This is a genomic window from Variovorax sp. P4_D9, assembly GCF_056401695.1.
Window position 1 is genome coordinate 1 of the sequence record NZ_JBFUIU010000058.1, and the last position, 22405, is coordinate 22405.

The following is a 22405-nucleotide window of genomic DNA, read 5'->3' on the forward strand; positions in this document are numbered from 1 at the left end:
GAATAGGGCCCGCGGTCGTTGATTCGCACCAGCACCTCACGGCCGTTGACCAGGCTGCGAACGCAGACGCGGGTGTTGAAGGGCAGCGTCTTGTGGGCCGCCGTGAGGGCCGTCATGTCGAAGCGCTCGCCGCTCGCGGTCTTGCGCTGATGGAACTGGATGCCGTACCAGGAGGCGCCGCCGCGCTCGAAGACATCGCGACCTTCGTCGCCGGGGAGTCCGTCGTCCGGCATCCGCTCGCCAGTGCCCGACACCGCGAGGTCGTAGCGCACCGAAGGCACCGCGGAGCGCGGCGGCGCACCGGGCGGCAGGGCCGGCTGCTTCGCCAGAGGGCGCAAACGCCCTTGCGGGACATCGCCGGCCGCTCCGCCCGGCGAGGGCGGCTGCACCGAGCAGGCCGCGAGCACTCCGGCCGCGAGCAACGCCGCGAGGCCGCCGCGCAATGTCATGCAGCCCAACCCAGCCGCTGCAGCACGCCGAGCGTGGCCACCGACTGGTTCATCGTGTAGAAATGCAGCGCCGGTGCGCCGGCCGCGCACAGCCGATCGCAGAGGGCCGCGACGACGTCGAGGCCGAAGGCCTTGATCGAGGCCGTGTCGTCGCCGAAGCTCTGCAGCCGCAGGCGGATCCATCGCGGGATCTCCGCCCCGCAGGCATCCGAGAAACGCATCAGCTGCGTTGAGCTCGTGATCGGCATGATGCCCGGCACGATCGGCGTGTCGAGCCCCAGCGCGCGGGCATCGTCGACGAAGCGCCAGTAGGCCTCAGGGCTGAAGAAGTACTGCGTGATCGCCGAGTCGGCGCCGGCCCGCACCTTGGCCGCGAAGGCCTGCAGGTCGGCTTCGGGGGAGCGGGCCTGCGGATGCACCTCGGGGTAGCAGGCGACCTCGATGTGGAAGTCGCGGCCGGTCTCCTCGCGGATGAAGGCCACGAGATCGCTCGCATAGTGGAACTCGCCGCCCAGGCCGTAGCCGCTCGGCAGGTCGCCGCGCAGGGCGACCAGGCGATTGACGCCCATCGCCTTGAGCTCGGCCAGTTGCGCGCGGACGGTGGCCTTGGTGGCGCCGATGCAGGAAAAATGGCAGGCCGCGGCCACCCCTTCGGACAGGATCTCGCGCACCGCGCCGAAGGTGCCTTCGTGCGTCGAGCCGCCGGCACCATAGGTCACGGAACAGAACTCAGGCTCCTGTGCGTAGAGCTGCTGGCGCACGGCGCGCAGCTTGACGGCGCCTTCGGGCGTCTTGGTCGGAAAGAATTCAAAGCTGAGCGGTAGGCGCACGGCCGGCTCCTGGTTCACCGTCCGCCCGGACGGCATGAATGAAAAACTCGCGATTGCCGTCGCCGCCGGCGATCGGACTGTCGAGCCAATGCACGATGCGCAGCTGCAATGCCGCGCAAGCATCGCGCAAGCGCTGCTCGACCACCGCKAACAGCGCCGGGTCGCGCACGATGCCGCCCTTGCCGACCTGCCCCGGCTGCAGCTCGAACTGCGGCTTGACCAGCATCAGCAGGTCGCCCCGCGGCTGCAGCAGCGGCACCAGCGCGGGCAGCACCAGCGTCAGCGAGATGAAGGACAGGTCGCCGACGATCAGGCCGAAGTCCGCGTCCTCGGGCGACTCGGCGCTCCAAGCCGCGGCGTCGAGCATGCGGGCGTTGACGCCCTCGACCGCGGTCACGCGCGCATCTTCCCGCACCCGCGTATGCAGCTGGCCATGGCCGACGTCGACGCCCACCACGTGCTCGGCGCCGTGCTGCAGCAGGCAGTCGGTGAAGCCGCCGGTCGACTGGCCGACGTCCAGGCAGCGCCGGCCGCGCGGATCGATGCCGGTGACGGCCAGCGCGCCCGCCAGCTTGAGTCCGCCGCGCGAGACGTAGCGCGCCTCGGCGGCATCGAGCAGTTCGAGTTCGGCGTCCTCGGGGATCTCGTCGCGGTTCTTGCCGACGACGCGCCAGTCGGCGCCGTCGCGCCAGCGCAGGCCGCCCGCGATCAACCGCACGGCCTGCGAGCGGGACGCGGCCAAGCCGCGTTCGACGAGCAATTGATCGGCGCGCAAAGCGCTCTTCAATAGCGGTAGGTGTCCGGCTTGTAAGGGCCGTTCTTGTCGACGCCGATATAGGCCGCCTGCGTGTCGGTCAGCGCGGTCAGCATGGCGCCGACCTTCTTCAGGTGCAGGCGCGCGACCTTCTCGTCGAGGTGCTTGGGCAGCACGTAGACCTTGCCGGCCTGGTAGGCATCGAGCTTGGTGAAGAGCTCGATCTGGGCGATGGTCTGGTTCGCGAACGACGACGACATCACGAAGCTCGGGTGGCCCGTGCCGCAGCCGAGATTCACGAGGCGGCCCTTGGCCAGCAGGATGATCTTCTTGCCGTCCGGGAAGGTGATGTGGTCGACCTGCGGCTTGATCTCTTCCCACTCGTACTTCTCGATCGAGGCGACGTCGATCTCGTTGTCGAAGTGGCCGATGTTGCAGACGATCGCCTGGTCCTTCATGGCGGCCATGTGCTCGTGGCGGATCACGTCGCGGTTGCCGGTGGTGGTGACGAAGATGTCGGCCTTGTCGGCGGCGTATTCCATGGTCACGACCTTGTAGCCTTCCATCGCGGCCTGCAGGGCGTTGATCGGGTCGATCTCGGTCACCCAGACCTGGGCGCTGAGGGCGCGCAGGGCCTKGGCCGAGCCCTTGCCGACGTCGCCGTAGCCGGCCACGCAGGCGACCTTTCCGGCGATCATCACGTCGGTGGCACGCTTGATGCCGTCGACCAGCGACTCGCGGCAGCCATAGAGGTTGTCGAACTTGCTCTTGGTGACCGAGTCGTTGACGTTGATCGCGCGGAACAGCAGCGTGCCCTTGGCCGACATCTCGTTCAGGCGGTGCACGCCGGTGGTGGTCTCTTCGGTCACGCCGATGATCTCGGCCGACTTGCGGCTGTACCAGGTGGCATCGACCGCCAGCTTGGCTTTGATCGCGGCGTAGAGGATGCGCTCTTCCTCGCTAGTCGGATTGGCGAGCACGCCCTGGTCCTTCTCGGCGCGCTGGCCCAGGTGCATCAGCAGCGTGGCGTCACCGCCGTCGTCGAGGATCATGTTCGGGCCCTCGCCCTTCGAGCCCTTGGGGCCGAAGTCGAAGATGGCGTGGGTGTAGTCCCAGTAGTCGGTCAGCGACTCACCCTTGATCGCGAACACCGGCGTGCCGGCGGCGGCAATGGCGGCGGCGGCGTGGTCCTGGGTCGAGAAGATGTTGCACGAGGCCCAGCGCACGGTGGCGCCGAGGGCCTGCAGCGTCTCGATCAGCACCGCGGTCTGGATCGTCATGTGCAGCGAGCCGGTGATGCGCGCGCCCTTGAGCGGCTGGCTCTTGGCGAATTCCTCGCGGATGGCCATCAGGCCGGGCATCTCGGTTTCCGCAATGCGGATTTCCTTGCGGCCCCAGGCGGCCAGGGACAGGTCGGCGATCGCCTGGTCGGCGGTCGAGACGGGGGACGGTTTGAGAACAGCGCTCATTGTTGGCTCCAAAGCAGGTTTGACAGTGGCCACTGCGTTCGGGGGAAGGGACTCACCGCGAGAACAGCGGGTGAGCGTGGTTGCGATGATGGTCCGAGCCTCACGCCTGTCGGCGCTGCAACGCTCCTCGGAATGGGGCATTTTAGCGCCTGGCGCCGGCAGCCTGCCAGCAGCGCCTTTCGATTCGGCCTAGACTGCCGATCCCACCGCAATGCCCCGGCCCATCCGGCCTATCCTTATGTCCAAAGCCAAGATCCTTGCCACTTCGTTCGCGATGGCCGCGTCGGCCACGCTCTCCTTGCCCGCTCCGGCGCAGGCCCCGGCCGCGGAGCCCACCGTGCGCGTGCGCGGCGTCATCGCGCACGTCGACGCGAATTCGCTGACGGTCAAGGACCGCAGCGGCGAGATCGTCACCCTGGTGCGGCCCGCCAGCATGCGCGTGCTCGAAGTGCTTCCGCTCGACATGGCCGCCATCAAGCCCAACAGCTTCGTCGGCGCCGGTTCGCTGCCGCAGCCCGACGGCACCCAGCGCGCGGTCGAAGTGCTCGTGTTTCCGGAAGCCATGCGCGGCACCGGCGAAGGCTTCCGTCCCTGGGACTACATGCCCAACGGGACGATGACCAATGCAACCGTCTCCGCGCTCGCGGCGGCGCCGGCGACGGTCCCGGGCGGCAAGAAGCTGGTGCTCAAGTACGGGGACGGCGAGAAGACCGTCATCGTCCCGCGCGGCACGCCGATCGTCACCTTCAAGCCAGYCCAGGATGACCAGGCGGCGCTGGTGGTCCAAGGCGCGAAGGTCACGGTGACCGCACAGGTCAAGGACGGCAAGCCGACCGCCTCGAGCATGCTGGTGGGCCGCAAAGGCTTCACGCCCCCGATGTGAACACCTGAACGGTAAAATCGTGGGCTTTGCCTCCAGCAACCCGCGCCCGTGAGCGCGCACCGCGTTCACCATGAACTTCGCCTCCGAAACCAAACGCCGCCGCACTTTCGCGATCATTTCCCACCCCGACGCCGGCAAGACGACGCTGACCGAGAAGCTGCTGCTGTTCTCGGGCGCGATCCAGATCGCTGGTTCGGTGAAGGCGCGCAAGGCCTCGCGCCACGCCACGTCCGACTGGATGGAGATCGAGAAGCAGCGCGGCATCTCGGTCGCCTCGTCGGTGATGCAGATGGTCTACCGCGACCACGTCATCAACCTGCTCGACACGCCCGGCCACAAGGACTTCTCCGAGGACACCTACCGCGTGCTGACCGCGGTCGACTCGGCGCTGATGGTGATCGACGCCGCCAACGGCGTCGAGGCGCAGACGCGCCGGCTGATCGAGGTCTGCCGCCAGCGCGACACGCCGATCATCACCTTCGTCAACAAGATGGACCGCGAGGTCCGCGAGCCGCTCGAGTTGCTCGACGAGATCGAGCGCGAGCTCGGCATGCCCTGCGTGCCGATGACCTGGCCGGTCGGCCAGGGCAAGACCTTCGGCGGCATCATCAACCTGCGCACCCAGGCCATGACCGTGTTCGAGTCAGGCCAGGAAAAGCTGCCGCAGGACTTCGAGACCCTGCCGCTGACCGACCGCGAGGCACTCCAGAAGCGCTTCGGACGCGAGTTCGACCACGCGGTGGAAAGCATGGAACTGGCCACCGGCGCCTCGCCGAGCTGGGACCGCGAGGCGTTCCTGTCCGGCCAGCAGACGCCGGTGTTCTTCGGCTCCGGCGTCAACAACTTCGGCGTGATGGAAGTGCTCGACGCGCTGGTCGACCTGGCGCCGCCGCCGCAGCCGCGCACCAGCACCACGATGGTCAACCGGCAGCCGGTGGTGCGCGAGATCCAGCCCGAGGACAAGGACTTCGCCGGCGTGGTGTTCAAGGTGCAGGCCAACATKGATGCCAACCACCGCGACCGCATCGCCTTCGTGCGCATGGCGTCGGGGCGCTACATGCCGGGCATGAAGCTGCGCGTGCAGCGAACCGCGAAAGAGCTGCGGCCGACCAGCGTCGTGACCTTCATGAGCCAGCGGCGCGAGGCGGTCGAGGAAGCCTATGCGGGCGACATCGTGGGCTTCACGACCCACGGCGGCGTGCAGTTGGGCGACACCATCACCGATGGCGCCTCGCTGCAGTTCACCGGCCTGCCCTTCTTCGCGCCCGAGCTCTTCATGACCGTGATCCTGAAGAACCCGCTGCGCACTAAGCAGCTGCAGCAGGGCCTGGCCCAGCTCGGCGAAGAGGGCGCGATCCAGGTCTTCCGGCCCGAGGTCGGCGGCCCGATGCTGCTCGGCGCAGTCGGGCAGTTGCAGTTCGAAGTGGTGCAGCACCGGCTCAAGACCGAGTACGACGCCGACATCCGGCTCGAGGGCTGCCAGTACACCGGTGCCCGCTGGATCACGGCCGACACGCCGGCCGAATTGCGTGCCTTCGTCGATGCCTATCCGCAGCGAATGGCGCTCGACGCCGCCAACACGCTGGCCTACCTCTGCACCTCGCCCTACGACGTGCGGCTGGCGCAGGAGCGCTTCCCGAAGATCCACTTCCATCCGCTGCGCGAGCATGCGGGGCTGTCGCTGCAGACGGCGTCCTGATGCAGGGGCTCCGCGAGTGGCCGCTGGCGGCGCGGCGCGCGCTGGTCGGCGTCTTCACCGACATCGACGACACGCTGACGACCGAGGGCGCGATCAGCGCCGATGCGCTCGCGGGTCTCGCCGACCTTCGAGCCGCTGGCTTGCATCGCGTCGCGATCACGGGGCGCCCGGTGGGCTGGAGCGAGCCCTTCGCCAGCGCCTGGCCGGTGGACGCCATCGTGGCCGAGAACGGCGCCGTCGCGCTGCTGCCCTTGCCCGGTGGCGCGATCGAGAAGCGCTACCAGCAGGACGCGCCCACGCGCGCACGCAACTTCGCCCGCATGCAGGCCGTGCTGGAGCGCATCGAGCGCGAGATTCCCGGCGCCCGGCGTGCCACCGACTCGGCGGGCCGCGAGTGCGACATCGCGATCGACCACAGCGAATTCACGCAACTCGATGACGCGCAGATCGCCGCCGTGGTCGCGCTGATGCGCAGCGAGGGCATGCATGCCACCGTCAGCAGCATCCACGTCAACGGCTGGTACGGCGAGTACAACAAGCTCGAAGGCGCGCGCTGGATCGTGCGCGAACTGTGGGGTCGCCGGCTCGACGACGAGATGCAGCGCTGGGCCTACGTCGGCGACTCGACCAATGACGCGCTGATGTTCGAGCATTTCACGCACAGCATCGGTGTCGCCAACGTGCGCCGCTTCGAGGCCGCCCTGTCACACCTGCCGCGCTACGTCACCGCGCAGGAGCGCGGCGCGGGCTTCGCCGAGGTGGCGGCCGCGGTGCTCAGGGCACGGTGAAGGCGACCGGCCTGGCGCGGGCGACCACGTTGCCGGCCGCGGTGTTGCTCATCAGTTCGAGCCGCGCGTTGTAGCTGCCCTTGGGCGGATTGAGCCACAGCTCGGTCTGGCCGCCGTCGAGTTCAATCATCTCGGGCTTCTGGCCCTGGCGCTCCAGCACCAGGCGGAAGTGGCCGGTGTCCGGCACCTTGGGCGCGGCGTTCGAGATGTTCAGGCCGCTGGCGTGAAACTGCACGCGCAACGGCAGTTGCACCGTGCTGCGGTCCGCGGGGCTCAGCAATTCGATCCGCGGCGCCCCGAACAGGCTGGCCGGCGTGACGCCCTTGATCTGCTTGCTGACCGTGAACTTGAGCGGCTTGCTGTAGACGAAATAGGGGATGTGGCCCTGGTCGGCCAGCACCAGACGCATCGTGTAGGTGCCCGGCGGCAGATCGACCACGGTTTCCATCTGGCCCTTGCCGAAGTGGATGTAGTGCTCGGTGAAAGGCAGCGGCTTGGTGAAATCGAGCGGCAGCGGCTGATCGATCAGCAGGTGGTGGTGCCCCGCCGTGCCCGCGGACCGGCCGGCCGGCACGATGCCGCGCATCGAGAGACCGAATCGCGCCACGAACGGGGCCTCGAGCGTGCTGCCGTCCTTGAGGTTGGTGAAGTAGGCCTCGGGCGACCAGTTGGGCGGCGGCACCACCCAGGGGTGGACCACCAGGGCCGTGCCGTCGGCCGCTGGGGCGGCTGCGGAGGCCGGCGGCGCATCGGACGCCTGGGCGCCTACGCCACCCGCCCATAGCCCCAACGCGGCAGCCGCCGCCAAGCTCGCCGCCCGCCTTCGGTGACGCTCTGGATGTCGCATTCCCACTCCTTCAGTACTTTGTGCAATTTTGTATCAGGACGTACGGCGACGAGGATCGCATGAATGGCGGCAGCGTGAAATAGGTCTTCAGTAGTGCGGCGGCAATTCGTCACGCAGGTTGCGCGCGCCTCCTGCGCCCGGATCGGGGTTTTGCTGGCGCAGTTGCGCGACCTGGCGCAGCAGGCTGTCGATCTGCTCCTGCTGGCGGTAGATGGTCAGGTTCAGCTGGTCAAGCAGGTCTTCGGTGAAGCTCGCCTTGATCTCGAGGTCGGTCAGCCGGCGTTGCGTGTCTTGCGAGGTGTCCATGGGGCGCTATTGGACAGGAAGCCGACGCGCGCATCGGCCAGAATGCCGCGCATGGACCCGAAGATTCGCCCGCTCGACCTCGACGAGATGCCGCTGGTGACCGAGATGGCCGCCCGCGAAGGCTGGAACCCCGGCCTGCACGACGCCGCCTGCTTCCACGCCGCGGACCCCGGCGGGTTCCTGGTCGCCGAGCATCGAGGGGAGGCGGTGGGCTGCATCAGCGCGGTGTCGTACGCGGGGCGCTTCGGCTTCATCGGCCTCTACATCGTGGCGCCGGCCTGGCGCGGCCAGGGCTTCGGCATCCGCCTCTGGCGCGCGGGCATGGCGCGGCTCGCCGGCCAGGTGGTCGGCCTCGATGGCGTACCCGCACAGCAGGACAACTACCGCCGCAGCGGCTTCGAACTGGCCTGGAACAACGCCCGCTTCGCCGGTGTGGCCCGCGGCGGCAGCGGCATCCCGCCGCAGGTGGTCCCGCTGGCCAGTGTCGACGACGCCCTGCTGCAGGCCGACGACCGCCGCGTGTTCCCGGCAGCGCGCGAAGCCTTCCTGCGCGCCTGGATCCGCGTTCCCGACGCGACCGGCCTGGCCTTTCTGGACGGCGGACGGCTCGTGGGCTGGGGTTTGGTCCGGCGCTGCCGCGAGGGCCACAAGATCGCGCCGCTGGTCGCGGACGACCCACGGGTCGCACACGCCCTCTTCGCGGCCTTGTGCGCGGCGGTGCCCGCAGGCGACGCGGTCTACCTCGACGTCCCGCTGCCGAACGCCGAGGCAGTGGCCATGGCGCAGGCCGCGGGAATGCGCAGCGTGTTCGAGACCGCGCGCATGTACGCCGGCGCTGCGCCGGCCTGCGAGTTGCAGCGGGTCTACGGGCTCACGAGCTTCGAGCTCGGGTAGCCCGCCCGCTCACTGCGGCTTGCCCAGTCCGAGCTTTTCGATCAGCGCCTTCTCGCGCGTGAAGGTGGTCTGCGCGAACTTCGCGTAGTCGGCCGAGCTCATGTAGATCGGCAGCATGTCGTAGCGGCCCAGCGCGGCCACATAGCTGGGCTCTTCCATCGCCTGCTTGAATGCGTCGTGCAGCTTCTTCACGACCTCGGGCGGCGTGCCCTTGGGCGCGCCGATGCCGAAGGGCGAGTTCTGCACGATGTTGATGCCCAGCTCCTTCAGCGTCGGCGCATCCGGGAACTTGGCCAGCCGCTTCTCGCCCCAGGTGTTGAGCACCCGCAGCTTGCCGGATTCGACCAGCGGCGCGAAGCCGGTCGAATCGGCGATCGCCATCAGGTGGTTGCCGAGCACCGCCTGCGCCAGGTCGGCACTGCCCTTGTAGGGCACGTGCTGCAACTGGATGCCGAGCTGCTGCGCCACCAGTTCGGTGGTCAGGTGCGGGCTGGTGAGATTGCCGGTCGAGCCGTAGGTCAGCTTGCCCGGATTGGCCTTGGCATAGGCGACGAAATCGTTCCAGGTCTTGAACGGGCTGTCGGCCGGCACCGCGATGCCGAAGGCGTAGCCGGTGACGTTGATCACGTAGCTGATGTCCTTGACCGGGTCCCAGTTGATCTTGGTCGTGTAGGGCAGCCGGAATACGCCGAGCGGGATCTGGCCGATGGTGTAGCCGTCGGCCGGCGCGGTCTGCAGCGCTTGCGCGGGCAGCGTGCCGCCGGCGCCCGGCTTGTTGTCGACCACGATCGGCTGGCCGAGGATCTTCGAGGCGTTGTCGGCCAGCTGGCGCATCGTGATGTCGGTCGGGCCGCCGGCCGGGAAGGCGACGATCAGCTTGATCGGCCGGGTCGGGAAGGTTTGCGCGTAGACCGCGGTGGCGGCGACGCCGAGCAGCGCGGCACACAGGAGGGAACGACGAAACATGGGAGGCACTCCGGAACGGATTCGAATGGCCGCATTGGGCCGCAGGGACATTCGCGGGGCAAGCGGGTATCTCCCCGGTCGAAGTCGCCGCTGCGTCAGCGCGCTCGTTCAGCCGGCCCGCTGCATGAAGCCTTCGAGCACGTTGACCGCGTTGACGCCGACCTCGGCCACCGCGTAGCCGCCCTCGAAGACGAAGACGGTCGGCAGGCCGGCGCGCGCGATGTCCGCGCCGATCCGCAGGTAGTCGGGCGTGGCGAGCGTGAAGCCGGCGATCGGGTCGCCCGCGAAGGTGTCGAGTCCGAGCGAGACCACCAGTGCGCCGGGCTTGAAGTCCGCGATGCCCCGCAGCGCGGTCGCCAGCGCTTCGCGCCAGACCGGGAAGCCGCTGCCGCGCGCCAGCGGCAGGTTGTGATTGAAGCCCAGGCCCTCGCCCGCGCCGCGCTCGTCGGCATACCCGAGGTAGTACGGGTACTCGGTGTGCGGATCGCCATGCAGGCTGGTGAACTGCACGTCGGCACGCTCGTAGAAGATGGCCTGCGTGCCGTTGCCGTGGTGATAGTCGATGTCGAGCACCGCGACGCGGTCGACGCCGGCATCGCGCAGGCTCTGTGCGGCGATCGCCGCGTTGTTGAGGAAGCAGTAGCCGCCGAAGAAGTCGGTGCCCGCGTGATGACCCGGCGGCCGCGTGAGCGCGAAAGCGGCGCGCTCGCCCTGCAGCACGCGTGCCGCGGCGGTCAAGGCGCAGCAGGCGCCTGCGCGTGCCGCGGTCCAGGTACCGGCAGTGAGCGGCGTGCCGGCGTCGTACGAGAACAGGCCCATTCGGGCGGGAAAGCTCGCGGGCAGCACGTCGGAGCGGAAGGTACGGATCGGCCAGTACGAGGGCAGCGCGTCGCGTGTGGCATTGGCCGGGTCGAGCGCGACCCATTCGTCCCATGCCTTCGAGAGGAAGTCGAGATAGCGCGGCGCATGGACGCGCGTGATCGCGGCGTCGTCGAAGGCGTCAGGTGCTTCGATCGCGCCGAGCCTGCGCTGCTTCAGTTCTTGCAGCACATAGTCGGCACGCGCCGGGACCTCGAAGCAGGGCACGAGTTCGCCGCGGAACATTTCCACCTTGCCGTGATGCAGGGCGTGGCGGTCGTTGTAGATCGTGAGCATGGCGCTAGGGTAACGCCGAGCGCGGGGTGTGTGGTGTGGGGCGACGGCGAGCGGTATGCCGTGAACACCTCGCCGCATGCGCATCGCCTGTTCGCAGGCTTTATCCTTGGAAGCGCACACGCCCGTTGCACGCCCACGGAGCCCGGCATGCCGGGCGCCCCGACCAACGGACAAGCCGGCGCGATCACGCTTCGCGCCGCTTCGGCTCCGGCTCCGCCTCTCGCAACGGCAACATCACCACCTCATGCCGACCCAGCGAACGCGCAAGCACCGGTGCCAGCGCCACGCCCGTGTGCGTCCCCAGCTTCACCACCTCCTCAGGCGGCGCGGCAGCCACAACACGTCCACCGCCATTGCCGCCTTCTGGCCCGAGGTCGATCAGCCAGTCGGCTTCGGCGATGACGTCGAGATCGTGCTCGATCACCACCACGCTGTGGCCGCCGTTGACAAGCCGGTGCAGCACGTGGATCAGCTTCTCGACGTCGGCCATGTGCAAGCCGACGGTCGGCTCGTCGAGCACGTACAGCGTGTGCGGCGCCTTGTTGCCGCGCCGCGTGACGTCGTCGCGCACCTTGCTGAGCTCGGTCACGAGCTTGATGCGCTGCGCCTCGCCGCCCGACAGCGTCGGCGACGGCTGGCCCAGCGTCAGGTAGCCGAGCCCGACGTCCTTCAGCAGTTGCAGCGGATGGCTGATGTTCGGCATCGAGGCAAAGAACTCGACCGCCTCGTCGACCTCCATCTGCAGCACGTCGCCGATGCTCTTGCCGCGCCAGCTGACAGCCAGCGTCTCGGGGTTGAAGCGCGCGCCATGGCARACCTCGCACGCCACCTTCACGTCCGGCAGGAAGCTCATCTCGATGGTGCGCACACCGGCGCCGTCGCAGCCCGGGCAGCGGCCTTCGCCGGTGTTGAAGCTGAAGCGCGCCGGGCCGTAGCCGCGCGCCTTGGCTTCGAGCGTGTCGGCGAACAGCTTGCGGATCGTGTCCCAGAAGCCGATGTAGGTCGCCGGGCAGCTGCGCGGCGTCTTGCCGATCGGCGTCTGGTCGACCTCGAGCACGCGGTCGATGGTCTCGTAGCCCTCAACCGCGCTGCAACCCACCCACTTCGGATGCTTGCCCGCGGCATCGGCATCGCGGCCGGCCTTGGTCATGCGCTGCACCACCACCGCGTACACGTTGGCCAGCAGCACGTCGCGCGCCAGGGTCGACTTGCCCGAGCCGCTGACACCAGTGACCGCCACCAGCCGGTGCAGCGGCAGCGAGACCGCGACATCCTTCAGGTTGTGCAGATCGGCGCCGCGTACGCTGAGCCAGTCGGGTGCGCCGGGCTCGGGCGCCGGCACGTTGCGCCGGGGCTGCAGCGGATGCTTGATCGCATCGCGCAGATAGCGGCCGGTCTGCGAATCCCCGGCGCCCTCGATGTCCGCGACGCTGCCTTCGGCCACCAGCCGGCCGCCGCGCTTGCCCGCGCTCGGGCCGATGTCGATGATGTGGTCGGCGCGGCGGATCGTGTCCTCGTCGTGCTCCACGACGACCAGCGTGTTGCCCTTGTCGCCGAGCTTGTGCAGGGCGTCGAGCAGGATCTGGTTGTCGCGCGCATGCAGACCGATGGTCGGCTCGTCGAGCACGTAGCAGACGCCCTGCAGATTGCTGCCGAGCTGGGCCGCGAGCCGGATCCGCTGCGCTTCGCCGCCGCTCAAGGTGGGTGCGCCGCGATCGAGCGTGAGATAGCCGAGCCCGACCTCCTCGAGGAACTCGAGCCGGCTCTTGATCTCGGGCACCAGATCGCGCGCGATCTCGGCCTGGCGGCCGCTGAGCACGACGTTCTCGAACCAGATGCGGATGTCGGTCACGCTCATGCGCGCCAGCTCGGTGATGCCGATGCCGCCGCCTTCGCCGAACAGTACCGCGCGCGCCGTCGCATTGAGCCGCCTGCCCTCGCAGGTCGGGCACACCACGTCGCCCACGTCCTCGGCCTCGGGTTCGGCGAAGGTCTGCTCGCGCCCCTTCTGGTCGTCGGCCATCACCGAGTCGTCGTAGACCTTGCGCTGCTCCTTGGTCAGCTTGACGCCGGTGCCGACGCAGTCGGGGCACCAGCCGTGTTTGCTGTTGTAGGAGAACAGGCGCGGGTCGAGCTCGGCATAGCTGGTGCTGCAGACCGGGCAAGCGCGCAGGGTCGAAAACACATGCGCCCGACCGATGCCGGCGGTCGGCGCGCCGGCCATCATCGCGGCGCGCAGGCCCGTGAGATCGCTCAGCACATGGACCACGCCCTTGCCGTGCTCGAGCGCGCGGGTCAGCGCCTGGCGCAGCTCGGTCTCCTTCGCGGGCAGCACGTCGAGGCTGGCCACCGGCAGCTCGATGTTGTGCTCCTTAAAGCGGTCGATGCGCGGGAAGTTGGTGGTCGGCAGGAACTCGCCGTCGACCCGCAGGTGCGTGAAGCCGCGCGGCCTCGCCCAGTCGGCCAGCTCGGTGTAGACGCCCTTGCGGTTGCTCACCAGCGGCGCCAGCAGGCCGATGTGCCGGCCCTTGAAGTTCTTCAGCAGCTGCGCCGCGATGCTGTCGGGCGTCTGCGGCTGTACCGCCGCGCCATCGTGGATGCAATGCTGGATGCCGAGCTTGACGAACAGCAGGCGCAGGAAATGCCAGACCTCGGTGGTCGTGCCGACCGTGCTCTTGCGGCCGCCGCGCGACAGCCGCTGCTCGATCGCGACGGTCGGCGGAATGCCATAGACCGCATCGACCTCGGGCCGCCCCGCGGGTTGCACGATGCTGCGCGCGTAGGCGTTGAGCGATTCGAGATAGCGCCGCTGCCCTTCGTTGAAGAGGATGTCGAACGCCAGGGTCGACTTGCCCGAACCGCTGACGCCGGTGACCACGCTGAACTTGCCGCGCGGGATATCGACCGACAGGTTCTTGAGGTTGTGCTCGCGCGCGTTGACGATCTGGATCGCGTCGCGGCCCTGCGCCGGTTGCACCCGCGCGGCGTAGCTTCGCGCGGCGCGTTCCGCGACCTTGTAGGCACCCGGTCCGACCGCGAGTTCGTAGTCGGCCAGCGCCGCGCCGGTCAGCGAGGCCGCGTTCTCGCGCACCTGCTCGGGCGTGCCGACCGCGACCACCTGGCCGCCGCCCTCGCCGCCTTCGGGCCCGAGGTCGATGATCCAGTCGCTGGCGCGGATGACGTCGAGGTTGTGCTCGATCACGACCAGCGAGTGGCCGGCGTCGAGCAGCTTGCGCAGCGCCCGCATCAGGCGTGCGATGTCGTCGAAATGCAGCCCGGTGGTCGGCTCGTCGAACAGGAACAGCGTGCCCTTGCGCGCCAGCGGTTGCTTGCTGGCGCTGCCGTTCTTGGCGGCCTCTGCCAGGAAGCCCGCCAGCTTGAGCCGTTGCGCCTCGCCGCCGGAGAGCGTTGGCACCGGCTGGCCCAGCTTCACGTAGTCGAGGCCGACGTCGACGATCGGCTGCAGCACGCGCAGTACTTCGCGGTCTGCAGCGAAGGCGGCGGCAGCCTCGGCCACCGTGAGGTCGAGCACGTCGGCGACGTTGAGGTTGCGCTCCGCGCGCTCGATCGCCACCTCGAGGATCTCGGGCCGGTAGCGCTTGCCGTCGCAGTCGGGGCAGCGCAGGTAGACGTCCGACAGGAACTGCATCTCGACATGCTCGAAGCCCGAGCCGCCGCAGGTCGGGCAGCGGCCGTCGCCGCTGTTGAAGCTGAACTTCGATGCGGTATAGCCGCGCTGCCGCGACAGCGCCGCGGTGGCGAAGATCTCGCGGATCGCGTCCCAGGCGCCGACGTAGCTGGCGGGATTGGAACGCGCGGTCTTGCCGATCGGCGACTGGTCGACGAAGACGACATCGCTCAGGTGATCGGCGCCGAGCAGGCGGTCGTGCGCACCCGCGCCTTCGGTCGCCTTGCCGAAGTGGCGCATCAGCGCCGGCGCCAGTACGTCCTGCACCAGGGTCGACTTGCCGGAGCCGCTGACGCCGGTGATGCAGACCAGGCGCGACAGCGGCAGCTCGACCGAGATGTCCTGCAGGTTGTGTTCGCGCACGCCCTCGAGGATCAGGCGCGGCGTGTTGTCGCTGACCATGCGGCGAAAGCCCATGCCGATCTGCTTGCGCCCGCCCAGATACTGGCCGGTCAGCGTCTCGGCATCGCGCAATGCATCGGTGCTGCCGTCGAACACGATCTGCCCGCCGCGCACGCCCGGACCCGGGCCCATGTCGATCACGCGGTCGGCGGCCAGCATCACGGCCGGGTCATGCTCGACCACCACCAGCGTGTTGCCGGCGTCGCGCAGCCGCAGCATCGCCTCGGTGATGCGGTTCATGTCGCGCGGATGCAGGCCGATGCTGGGCTCGTCGAGCACGAACAGCGTGTTGACCAGCGAGGTGCCGAGCGCGGTCGTGAGGTTGATGYGCTGCACCTCACCGCCGCTCAGTGTGCGGCTCTGGCGATCGAGCGTGAGGTAGCCGATGCCGACGTCGTGCAGATAGCGCAGGCGGGTGGTGATTTCTTCGAACAGCAGCTTCAGCGCCTGCACGTCGCCTTCGCTCGCGGTGCTGCTGTTGCCGTGGCTCTCGATGCCGTCGAAGAGGCGGCGCAGCCGCTCGATCGGCAACAGCATCAAGTCGTGCAGGCACAGCCCCGGCAGGGCCTCGAGTTGCGCGCGCGACCATTTCACRCCGACCGGCATGAAGCGCTTCGATGGCGCCAGCACCGCATCGGCATCCTCCTTGCTGCCGATCCGCCACAGCAGGCTCTCGAGCTTGAGCCGGGCGCCCGCGCAGACCGGGCACGGCGTGTAGCTGCGGTACTTCGACAAGAGCACGCGGATGTGCATCTTGTAGGCCTTGCTCTCGAGGTAGGCGAAGAAGCGGCGCACGCCATACCACTGCTGATTCCACTTGCCCTTCCAGTTCGGCGAGCCCTCGATCACCCAGTGCTTCTGCTCGGCGGTGAGCTTGTTCCACGGCGTGTCGCGCGGAATGCCGGCGGCCTCGGCGTGGCGCATGAGGTCGTCCTGGGCTTCCTTCCAGGCCGGCGTCTGGATGGTCTTGATCGCGCCGGCGCGCAGGGTGAGCTTCTCGTTCGGGATCACCAGGCCGAGGTCGACGCCGATCACGCGACCGAAGCCGCGGCAGGTCTCGCAGGCACCGACCGCCGAGTTGAACGAGAACATCGACGGGATCGGGTCGGCGTAGCGGATGTCGCTCTCGGGGCAATGCAAGCCGGTCGAGAACTTCCACACGTCTGGCTCGGCGCCCTCTTCCGCCGCAATCGCATAGACCGTGAGCCGCCCGCTGCCGCGCTTCAGCGCCACCTCGATCGCCTCGACCACGCGCGCCCGCTCGGCGTTGGCCATGCGGAAGCGGTCGGCCACCACGTCGAGCACCTTGCGCGGGCCGGTCGGCGTCGCCACTTCGCGCTCGGCCTGCACCCGCGTGAAGCCGCTGGCAGACAGCCACTGCGTCACCTCCTCGGTCGAAGTGCTGGCCGGCAGCTCGACCGGGAAGGTCAACACCACGCGCGGATCGCAGGCCGCGGCGGCACGTGCCAGCAGTTCGGCGTAGATCGAATCGGGCGAGTCGTGCCGCACCGGCAAGGCGGTCTCGCGATCGAACAGCTGCGCCGCGCGCGCGAACAGCAGCTTCAGATGGTCGTTGAGCTCCGTCATCGTGCCGACGGTCGAGCGCGACGAGCGCACCGGATTGGTCTGGTCGATGGCGATCGCGGGCGGCACGCCCTCGACCTTGTCGACCGCCGGCTTGTCCATGCGGTCGAGGAACTGGCGCGCGTAAGCCGAGAAGGTCTCGACATAGCGCCGCTGGCCTTCGGCGTAGAGGGTGTCGAACACCAGGCTCGACTTGCCCGAGCCGCTCGGCCCGGTGACCACGGTCATCTCGCCGGTGCGGATGTCGAGGTCGAGGTTCTGGAGGTTGTGCTGGCGTGCACCGCGAATCCGGATGGAGCCCTGTGTCATGAATGCCTTGGGGGGTGGGGCAGACATTCTAGGAACACCGGCGTGGCCGGTCGCGCCGGCACCGGATGCTCCACGGTGGCGCAGGGACTTCCGCGCGGACGATTCGCTTACATGCGGATACAGGCTCGGACTATTTCGCCGGAGCGGCCGGCGCCGGTGCATGCGTCGCGTCGCCGCCATGCTTCTCGCCCGACATGTCGACGTTGCCGCCCGCCTTGGTGAGCACGTAAAGCACGATGGCCGCGAAGATGACGAAGCCGACGATGATCTTCCACATGATTCAGTCTCCTGAGCTGTTCAAGAAAAAGGCCTCGCGCCGGGTTGGCGGGAAGCCTCTTTGTTGAACCGAGGGCCGAAGCCCTCACGCTTGCGAACGGTCAGTCGTTGGCGTAGATGTCGACGTCCTTGGTCTCGCGGATGAAGATGGTGCCGACCACCAGCGTCACCGCGGCGATGACGATCGGGTACCAGAGGCCGTTGTACATGTTGCCGGTGCTGGCCACGATCGCGAAGGCGGTGGTCGGCAGCAGGCCGCCGAACCAGCCGTTGCCGATGTGGTACGGCAGGCTCATCGAGGTGTAGCGGATGCGGGTCGGGAACAGCTCGACCAGCATGGCGGCGATCGGGCCGTAGACCATGGTGACCAGCAGCACCAGCCAGAACAGCAGCACCACCGTCATGACCTTGTTGATCTTGGCCGGGTCGGCCTTGGTCGGATAGCCCGCCGTCTTTAGCTGCTCGGCGACGCTCTTCTTGAAGGCGGCGATCTCCTTGGCCGAGGCCTCGTCGAACTTGTGGTTGACCACATTGCCCTGGGGCGCCGTGATCGCCACCTCGCCGATCTTGACGACGGCAGGCGAGCCGGCTGGGCCGTCGGCGCGCTCGTAGCTGACCGAGTTCTGCACCAAGTAGCGCTTGGCGATGTCGCAGGAGCTGATGAAGTCGATCTCGCGAGCCACCGGGTTGCCCTGGAACGAGCACGAGCGCGGATCGGCGGTCACGACGACGCCGGCCGTGGCCTGGGCCCGGGCCAGGTCGGGGTTGGCGCTCTCGGTTAGCATCTTGAAGACCGGGAAGTAGGTCACCACCGCCAGCAGGCAGCCGGCCATGATGATCGGCTTGCGGCCGATCTTGTCGGACAGCGTGCCAAAGACGACGAAGAAGGGCGTGCCGATCAGCAGCGCGGCAGCGATCATCAGATTGGCGGTGGTCGCATCGACCTTGAGCTGCTGCGTCAGGAAGAACAGGGCGTAGAACTGGCCCGAATACCAGACCACGGCCTGGCCGGCGGTCAGGCCGATCAGTGCCAGGATCACGATCTTCAGGTTCTTCCACTGGCCGAAGGACTCGGACAGCGGGGCCTTCGAGGTCTTGCCCTCGGCCTTCATCTTCTGGAAGGCCGGCGATTCCGACAGCGACAAGCGGATCCAGACCGAGATGCCGAGCAGCAGGATCGAGACCAGGAACGGAATGCGCCAGGCCCATTCGGCAAAGGCGGCCTCGCCCACGCCCTCGCGCACGCCGAGGATGACCAGCAGGCTCAGGAACAGGCCGAGAGTGGCGGTGGTCTGGATCCACGAGGTGTAGGCGCCGCGCTTGCCGTGCGGCGAATGCTCGGCCACGTAGGTGGCCGCGCCGCCGTACTCGCCGCCGAGCGCGAGGCCCTGCAGCATGCGCAGCGCGATCAGGATCACGGGCGCCGCGACGCCGATGGTGGCGTAGCTGGGCAGCAGGCCGACGATGAAGGTCGACAGGCCCATGATCAGGATCGTGACCAGGAAGGTGTACTTGCGGCCGATCATGTCGCCGAGCCGGCCGAACACGATGGCGCCGAAGGGACGCACCAGGAAGCCGGCGGCGAAGGCCAGCAGCGCGAAGATGAAGGCCGCGCCGRCATCGAGGCCGCTGAAGAACTGGCGCGCGATCACAGGCGCGAGCGAGCCGTAGAGGTAGAAGTCGTACCACTCGAACACGGTCCCGAGCGACGAGGCGAAGATGACCTTCTTCTCCTCCTGGCTCATGGGCCGGGGAACGCGCGACGCTCCCCCTGAATCTAGTACTGCTGCCATGTCGTCTCCTGTTGAAATTGCGCCCACGGCGTGGGACGTGACGCATTCTTGGAGTGGCGACTGACCCGAGGCTGTCGCGAAACTGAACGGCGGCTGACGGTTTAAGGTGTAACCCGCAGCTTACGTTTCAGATCGCAGGAAAACTAGGGATTGCTGCGGCGCAGCGATGGCCGTTGGTCGGCGCCGGCCCAGTCAGGGCCATCGAACCAGGGCTCGCCATCGAGGTATGCACGAAGCATCGCCAGGCCGTCGAAACCCCAGAACAGGCGGCCGTCGACCTCGAAGGCCGGGACCCCGAACACGCCCCGCGCGATGGCGTCGTCCGTGTTGGCCTTGAGCTGGGCCTTGACCGCCTCGCCGCCGGCTTCCCGCTGCTGCCGCAGCGATGCCGCGAGCGTCGCCAGGCGCGCTGCGTCGCCGGGCTCGCCGCCCGTGCACCAGACATCGCGGAAGACAGTCTCGGCCACATGCCGATTGATGTCGCCATTGGCGCTGGTCGCCAGCGCCAGCCGCAGGTGCGGCAAGGGGTTGTAGGGGTGGGTCGCGGGCATYCGGATCGGGATGCCGTGTGCCTGGCCGAGCCACAGCACGTGGCGGTAGGTCCAGCTGCGCTTGGCCGGGATCTCGGCCGGGCCGAGCTGGCCGTGGTGCTTGAGCAGCGCGCCGAGCAGCACCGGCCGGTAGGCCACGCTGTAGCTCAAACCTTCCAGCGTCTGCGGCAGCTGCTCGAAGGCCAGGTAGGCGTAGGGCGAGATGAAGTCGAGATGAAAGGTGATGTGTTTCATGACGCGTCTCCGGCCGCGCGGCAGAAGCCGGCTTCGGCGCGCAGTTCGATGGCGCGCCAGACGCTGCGCTTGCCGGCGTCGTCCATGCGACTCCAGGCGGCGATCTCGGCAAGGGTGCGCAGGCAGCCTTCGCAGAAGCCCGTGGCCGGGTCCATGCGGCAGATCGAGATGCAGGGCGACGGCACGTCGCGGGCCATGGCGCGCACGGCCGCGGCGCGTTCCGGCAGGGTCGACAGCGTGGCGGCGATGCTCACACCACGTCCGCGACCGGCGCACCGGTCAGGCCCTCGAGGTCGTGCGGGTGCAGGCGCACGACCGCATGCGGATGCCCGGCCGCTGCCCAGATCTCCTCGAAGCGAAACAACTCGCGGTCGATCAGGATCACCGGCGCCGTGGCATGCGCGAAGGGCGAGACGCCGCCGATCGAGAAGCCGGTGCGGGACTTGACGAAGTCGGCATCGGCGCGGCCCAGCTTGCCGACCAGGGCCTCGACCTTCTTCTCGTCCACGCGCTTGTCGCCCGAGGTCACGACCAGCACGGCCGCATCGTCGGACTTGCGCCGGAAGACGATGCTCTTGGCGATCTGCGCCACCTCGATGCCCAGCGCATCGGCCGCCTGCTGGGCAGTGCGCGCGGCGTCGTCGAGCATCTGCGGTGCGTGGGGATGGCCCCTGTCGTGCAGCAGGCGGGCGACGCGCTGCACGCCCTCGGGCAGTGAAGTCAACTCGGCACCACACATGTCAGTGCCCGCCCGGCCGCCCGAAGGGCACTGAGCACCCCCTCGGGGGGCAGCGATACGCGAAGCGATGAGCGTGGGGGCTTTTCATCCTAGGCGCACCTCTTGTTGCGGATCGCCTTCGAGGCCCGCGAGTTCGGCTCGCGGCCGAGCGCGTCGCTGATGTAGACGCCGGCGTCGATCAGCTTGTCGAGGTCGATGCCGGTCTCGATGCCCATGCCGTGCAGCATGTAGACCACGTCCTCGGTCGCGACGTTGCCGGTCGCGCCCTTGGCATAAGGGCAGCCGCCGAGGCCGGCGGAAGAAGTGTCGTACTGCCAGACGCCCATCTCCAGGCTGGCCAGCGTGTTGCCCAGCGCTTGGCCGTAGGTGTCGTGGTAATGGCCCGAGATGTCGTCAACGCCGAAGTGCTTGAGCGTAGCCTCGACGGCACGCTGCACCTTCAGCGGCGTGCCGACGCCGATGGTGTCGGCCACGCCCACGTGCTGCACGCCGATCTCCTTCAGGAGGCCGGCCAGCATGTCGACGCGCGAGGGTGCGATCTCGCCTTCGTAGGGGCAGCCGACGGCGCACGACATCGCGGCGCGCACGTAGATGCCGTGTTCGCGTGCCGCTGCCACCACCGGCCGGAAACGCTCGATGCTCTCGGCGATCGAGCAGTTGATGTTGCGCTGGCTGAAGGCCTCGCTGGCGGCACCGAAGACCACGATCTCGTCGGGCCATTCTTCGCGCGGCGCCGCGATCGCGGCCTCGAAGCCCTTCATGTTGGGCGTCAGCACCGAGTAGCGCACGCCAGGCTTGCGCCGGATGCCGTGCATGACCTCGGCGTTGTCGGCCATCTGCGGCACCCACTTGGGCGAGACGAAGCTGGTGACCTCGATCTCCTTGAGGCCGGCGTCCTGCAGGCGGTGCACGAGGCCGATCTTGATCTCGGCCGACACCGGTTGCTTCTCGTTCTGGAGGCCGTCGCGCGGGCCGACGTCGACGATCTTGACTTTGGGAGGTAGGTTCATGAGGCGCTCGTGGTCGATGGAAGGGCAAACGCCATTTTCTCCGCATCCGGAGCGTCCCGGCGCTCAGTAGGACTTCGGCAGGCCCAGCGCCTTTTCGGCAATGAAGTTGAGGATCATCTGCGGGCTGACCGGCGCGATGCGCGGGTGTAGCTCTCGCGCAGCAGGCGCTCGACATGGTATTCCTTCGCGTAGCCCATGCCGCCGAGCGTGAGGATCGCGTTCTGGCAGGCGTCGTGCGCGGCTTCGGCCGCCAGGTATTTGGTGGTGTTGGCCTCGATGCCGCAGGGCTCGCCGGCGTCGTGCAGCGCCGCCGCCTTGAAGACCATCAGGTCGGCCGCCTCGAGGTTGGCCCAGGCGCGCGCCAACGGATGGGCCACGCCCTGGTTCTGCCGATCGGCCGGTCGAACACCACGCGCTCGCTGGCGTACTGCGCCGCGATGCGCAGCGCCGCGCGGCCGGGGCCGACGGCTTCGGCTGCGATCAGGATGCGCTCGGGGTTCAGGCCGTGCAGGATGTAGTCGAAGCCCCTGCCCTCTTCGCCGATGCGATCGGCCTTTGAAGGGTGGGTTTTCCCGGAGCGATGGCGACGAAAGCATCACGCCGGCCTCCTGCGGAAGCTTCATATCAGTTTTCCACCACGCTATCGCGTGACCCGCGACGCATGAAACGGGAACGGCCCACCCCGCGGAACCGGCTTTGCCGGCCCGCTGGGGTTGCCCCCGGAGAGGGGGGGCGGTCACACGAAGTGGGCAAGCCTTGGGGGTGATCTTTGCGTGACC

Annotated in this window: 19 protein-coding genes, 1 pseudogene and 1 riboswitch; of the genes and pseudogenes, 4 read left to right on the plus strand and 16 right to left on the minus strand. The window is 68.4% G+C overall.

What is annotated here, in order from left to right; genetic code table 11:
• From AC1DY5_RS09220 to ahcY, 4 genes are all read right to left on the minus strand, one after another.
• Positions 1–449 (minus strand): septal ring lytic transglycosylase RlpA family protein (locus AC1DY5_RS09220; RefSeq protein ID WP_478110986.1); only part of this gene is annotated, 449 nt, incomplete at its 3' end.
• Positions 446–1279 carry a methylenetetrahydrofolate reductase [NAD(P)H] gene (gene metF / locus AC1DY5_RS09225; protein WP_478110987.1) on the minus strand — a complete coding sequence of 278 codons (834 nt, stop codon included), beginning with the start codon at positions 1277–1279 and terminating at the stop codon, positions 446–448. The genes AC1DY5_RS09220 and metF, both read right to left, overlap by 4 nt.
• On the minus strand, positions 1257–2054 hold the full coding sequence (locus tag AC1DY5_RS09230) for a TlyA family RNA methyltransferase (RefSeq protein ID WP_478110988.1): 798 nt from the start codon (positions 2052–2054) through the stop codon (positions 1257–1259). Before AC1DY5_RS09230 ends, metF begins: the two co-directional genes overlap by 23 nt.
• An 8-nt stretch (positions 2055–2062) precedes the next feature.
• On the minus strand, positions 2063–3502 hold the full coding sequence (gene ahcY / locus AC1DY5_RS09235) for an adenosylhomocysteinase (RefSeq protein ID WP_478110989.1): 1440 nt from the start codon (positions 3500–3502) through the stop codon (positions 2063–2065).
• A 65-nt stretch (positions 3503–3567) separates the two neighbouring features.
• A riboswitch (S-adenosyl-L-homocysteine riboswitch) is annotated at positions 3568–3637 on the minus strand.
• Positions 3638–3740: 103 nt separating this feature from the next.
• On the opposite strand from ahcY, the gene AC1DY5_RS09240 reads away from it, so the two are divergent.
• The 3 genes from AC1DY5_RS09240 (at position 3741) to AC1DY5_RS09250 (ending at position 6872) form a co-directional block, all read left to right on the plus strand.
• The gene (locus tag AC1DY5_RS09240; RefSeq protein ID WP_478110990.1) at positions 3741–4385 is read left to right on the plus strand and encodes a hypothetical protein; all 645 of its coding nucleotides are present in this window, start codon (positions 3741–3743) and stop codon (positions 4383–4385) included.
• A gap of 70 nt (positions 4386–4455) precedes the next feature.
• A complete protein-coding gene (locus tag AC1DY5_RS09245) occupies positions 4456–6084 on the plus strand; it encodes a peptide chain release factor 3 (protein WP_478110991.1) in 1629 nt (542 codons plus the stop codon).
• Complete coding sequence (locus AC1DY5_RS09250; RefSeq protein ID WP_478110992.1) at positions 6084–6872, plus strand: HAD-IIB family hydrolase; 789 nt, start codon at positions 6084–6086, stop codon at positions 6870–6872. Before AC1DY5_RS09245 ends, AC1DY5_RS09250 begins: the two co-directional genes overlap by 1 nt.
• Here the strand turns inward: AC1DY5_RS09250 and AC1DY5_RS09255 are convergent.
• Positions 6859–7719 (minus strand): DUF4399 domain-containing protein, encoded by an 861-nt coding sequence (locus tag AC1DY5_RS09255; RefSeq protein WP_478110993.1) that lies wholly within the window; start codon positions 7717–7719, stop codon positions 6859–6861. The genes AC1DY5_RS09250 and AC1DY5_RS09255 overlap by 14 nt on opposite strands.
• A gap of 87 nt (positions 7720–7806) precedes the next feature.
• A complete protein-coding gene (locus AC1DY5_RS09260) occupies positions 7807–8025 on the minus strand; it encodes a SlyX family protein (protein WP_478110994.1) in 219 nt (72 codons plus the stop codon).
• A 51-nt stretch (positions 8026–8076) separates the two neighbouring features.
• Here AC1DY5_RS09260 and AC1DY5_RS09265 point away from each other — a divergent pair, with 51 nt between their 5' ends.
• Complete coding sequence (locus AC1DY5_RS09265; RefSeq protein ID WP_478110995.1) at positions 8077–8919, plus strand: GNAT family N-acetyltransferase; 843 nt, start codon at positions 8077–8079, stop codon at positions 8917–8919.
• A gap of 9 nt (positions 8920–8928) precedes the next feature.
• On the opposite strand, the gene AC1DY5_RS09270 is transcribed toward AC1DY5_RS09265, so the two are convergent.
• The 10 genes and pseudogenes from AC1DY5_RS09270 to AC1DY5_RS09315 all read right to left on the minus strand — a co-directional run.
• Entirely contained in the window at positions 8929–9885 is a 957-nt protein-coding gene (locus AC1DY5_RS09270) for a Bug family tripartite tricarboxylate transporter substrate binding protein (protein WP_478110996.1), read from the minus strand.
• Positions 9886–9993: 108 nt separating this feature from the next.
• A complete protein-coding gene (locus tag AC1DY5_RS09275; protein WP_478110997.1) occupies positions 9994–11040 on the minus strand; it encodes a histone deacetylase family protein in 1047 nt (348 codons plus the stop codon).
• Positions 11041–11224: 184 nt separating this feature from the next.
• Positions 11225–17023, minus strand: coding sequence for an excinuclease ABC subunit UvrA (gene uvrA / locus AC1DY5_RS09280; protein ID WP_478110998.1), 5799 nt, complete (start codon positions 17021–17023; stop codon positions 11225–11227).
• A 130-nt stretch (positions 17024–17153) separates the two neighbouring features.
• A complete protein-coding gene (locus AC1DY5_RS09285) occupies positions 17154–17300 on the minus strand; it encodes a hypothetical protein (protein ID WP_478110999.1) in 147 nt (48 codons plus the stop codon).
• Between the two features lie 100 nt (positions 17301–17400).
• Positions 17401–19092, minus strand: a complete 1692-nt coding sequence (locus AC1DY5_RS09290; protein ID WP_478111000.1) for an MFS transporter — start codon at positions 19090–19092, stop codon at positions 17401–17403.
• A 143-nt stretch (positions 19093–19235) separates the two neighbouring features.
• Positions 19236–19877: a 2-hydroxychromene-2-carboxylate isomerase gene (locus AC1DY5_RS09295; protein WP_478111001.1), complete on the minus strand. Its 642-nt coding sequence runs from the start codon at positions 19875–19877 to the stop codon at positions 19236–19238.
• Positions 19874–20074, minus strand: a complete 201-nt coding sequence (locus AC1DY5_RS09300; RefSeq protein WP_478111004.1) for a DUF1289 domain-containing protein — start codon at positions 20072–20074, stop codon at positions 19874–19876. Before AC1DY5_RS09300 ends, AC1DY5_RS09295 begins: the two co-directional genes overlap by 4 nt.
• A gap of 53 nt (positions 20075–20127) precedes the next feature.
• Complete coding sequence (locus tag AC1DY5_RS09305; RefSeq protein WP_478111002.1) at positions 20128–20616, minus strand: YbaK/EbsC family protein; 489 nt, start codon at positions 20614–20616, stop codon at positions 20128–20130.
• An 89-nt stretch (positions 20617–20705) separates the two neighbouring features.
• On the minus strand, positions 20706–21626 hold the full coding sequence (locus tag AC1DY5_RS09310; RefSeq protein ID WP_478111003.1) for a hydroxymethylglutaryl-CoA lyase: 921 nt from the start codon (positions 21624–21626) through the stop codon (positions 20706–20708).
• Between the two features lie 63 nt (positions 21627–21689).
• Positions 21690–22176 (minus strand): annotated as a pseudogene (locus AC1DY5_RS09315) (acyl-CoA dehydrogenase family protein); the annotation flags it as partial.
• Positions 22177–22405 lie beyond the last annotated feature (229 nt).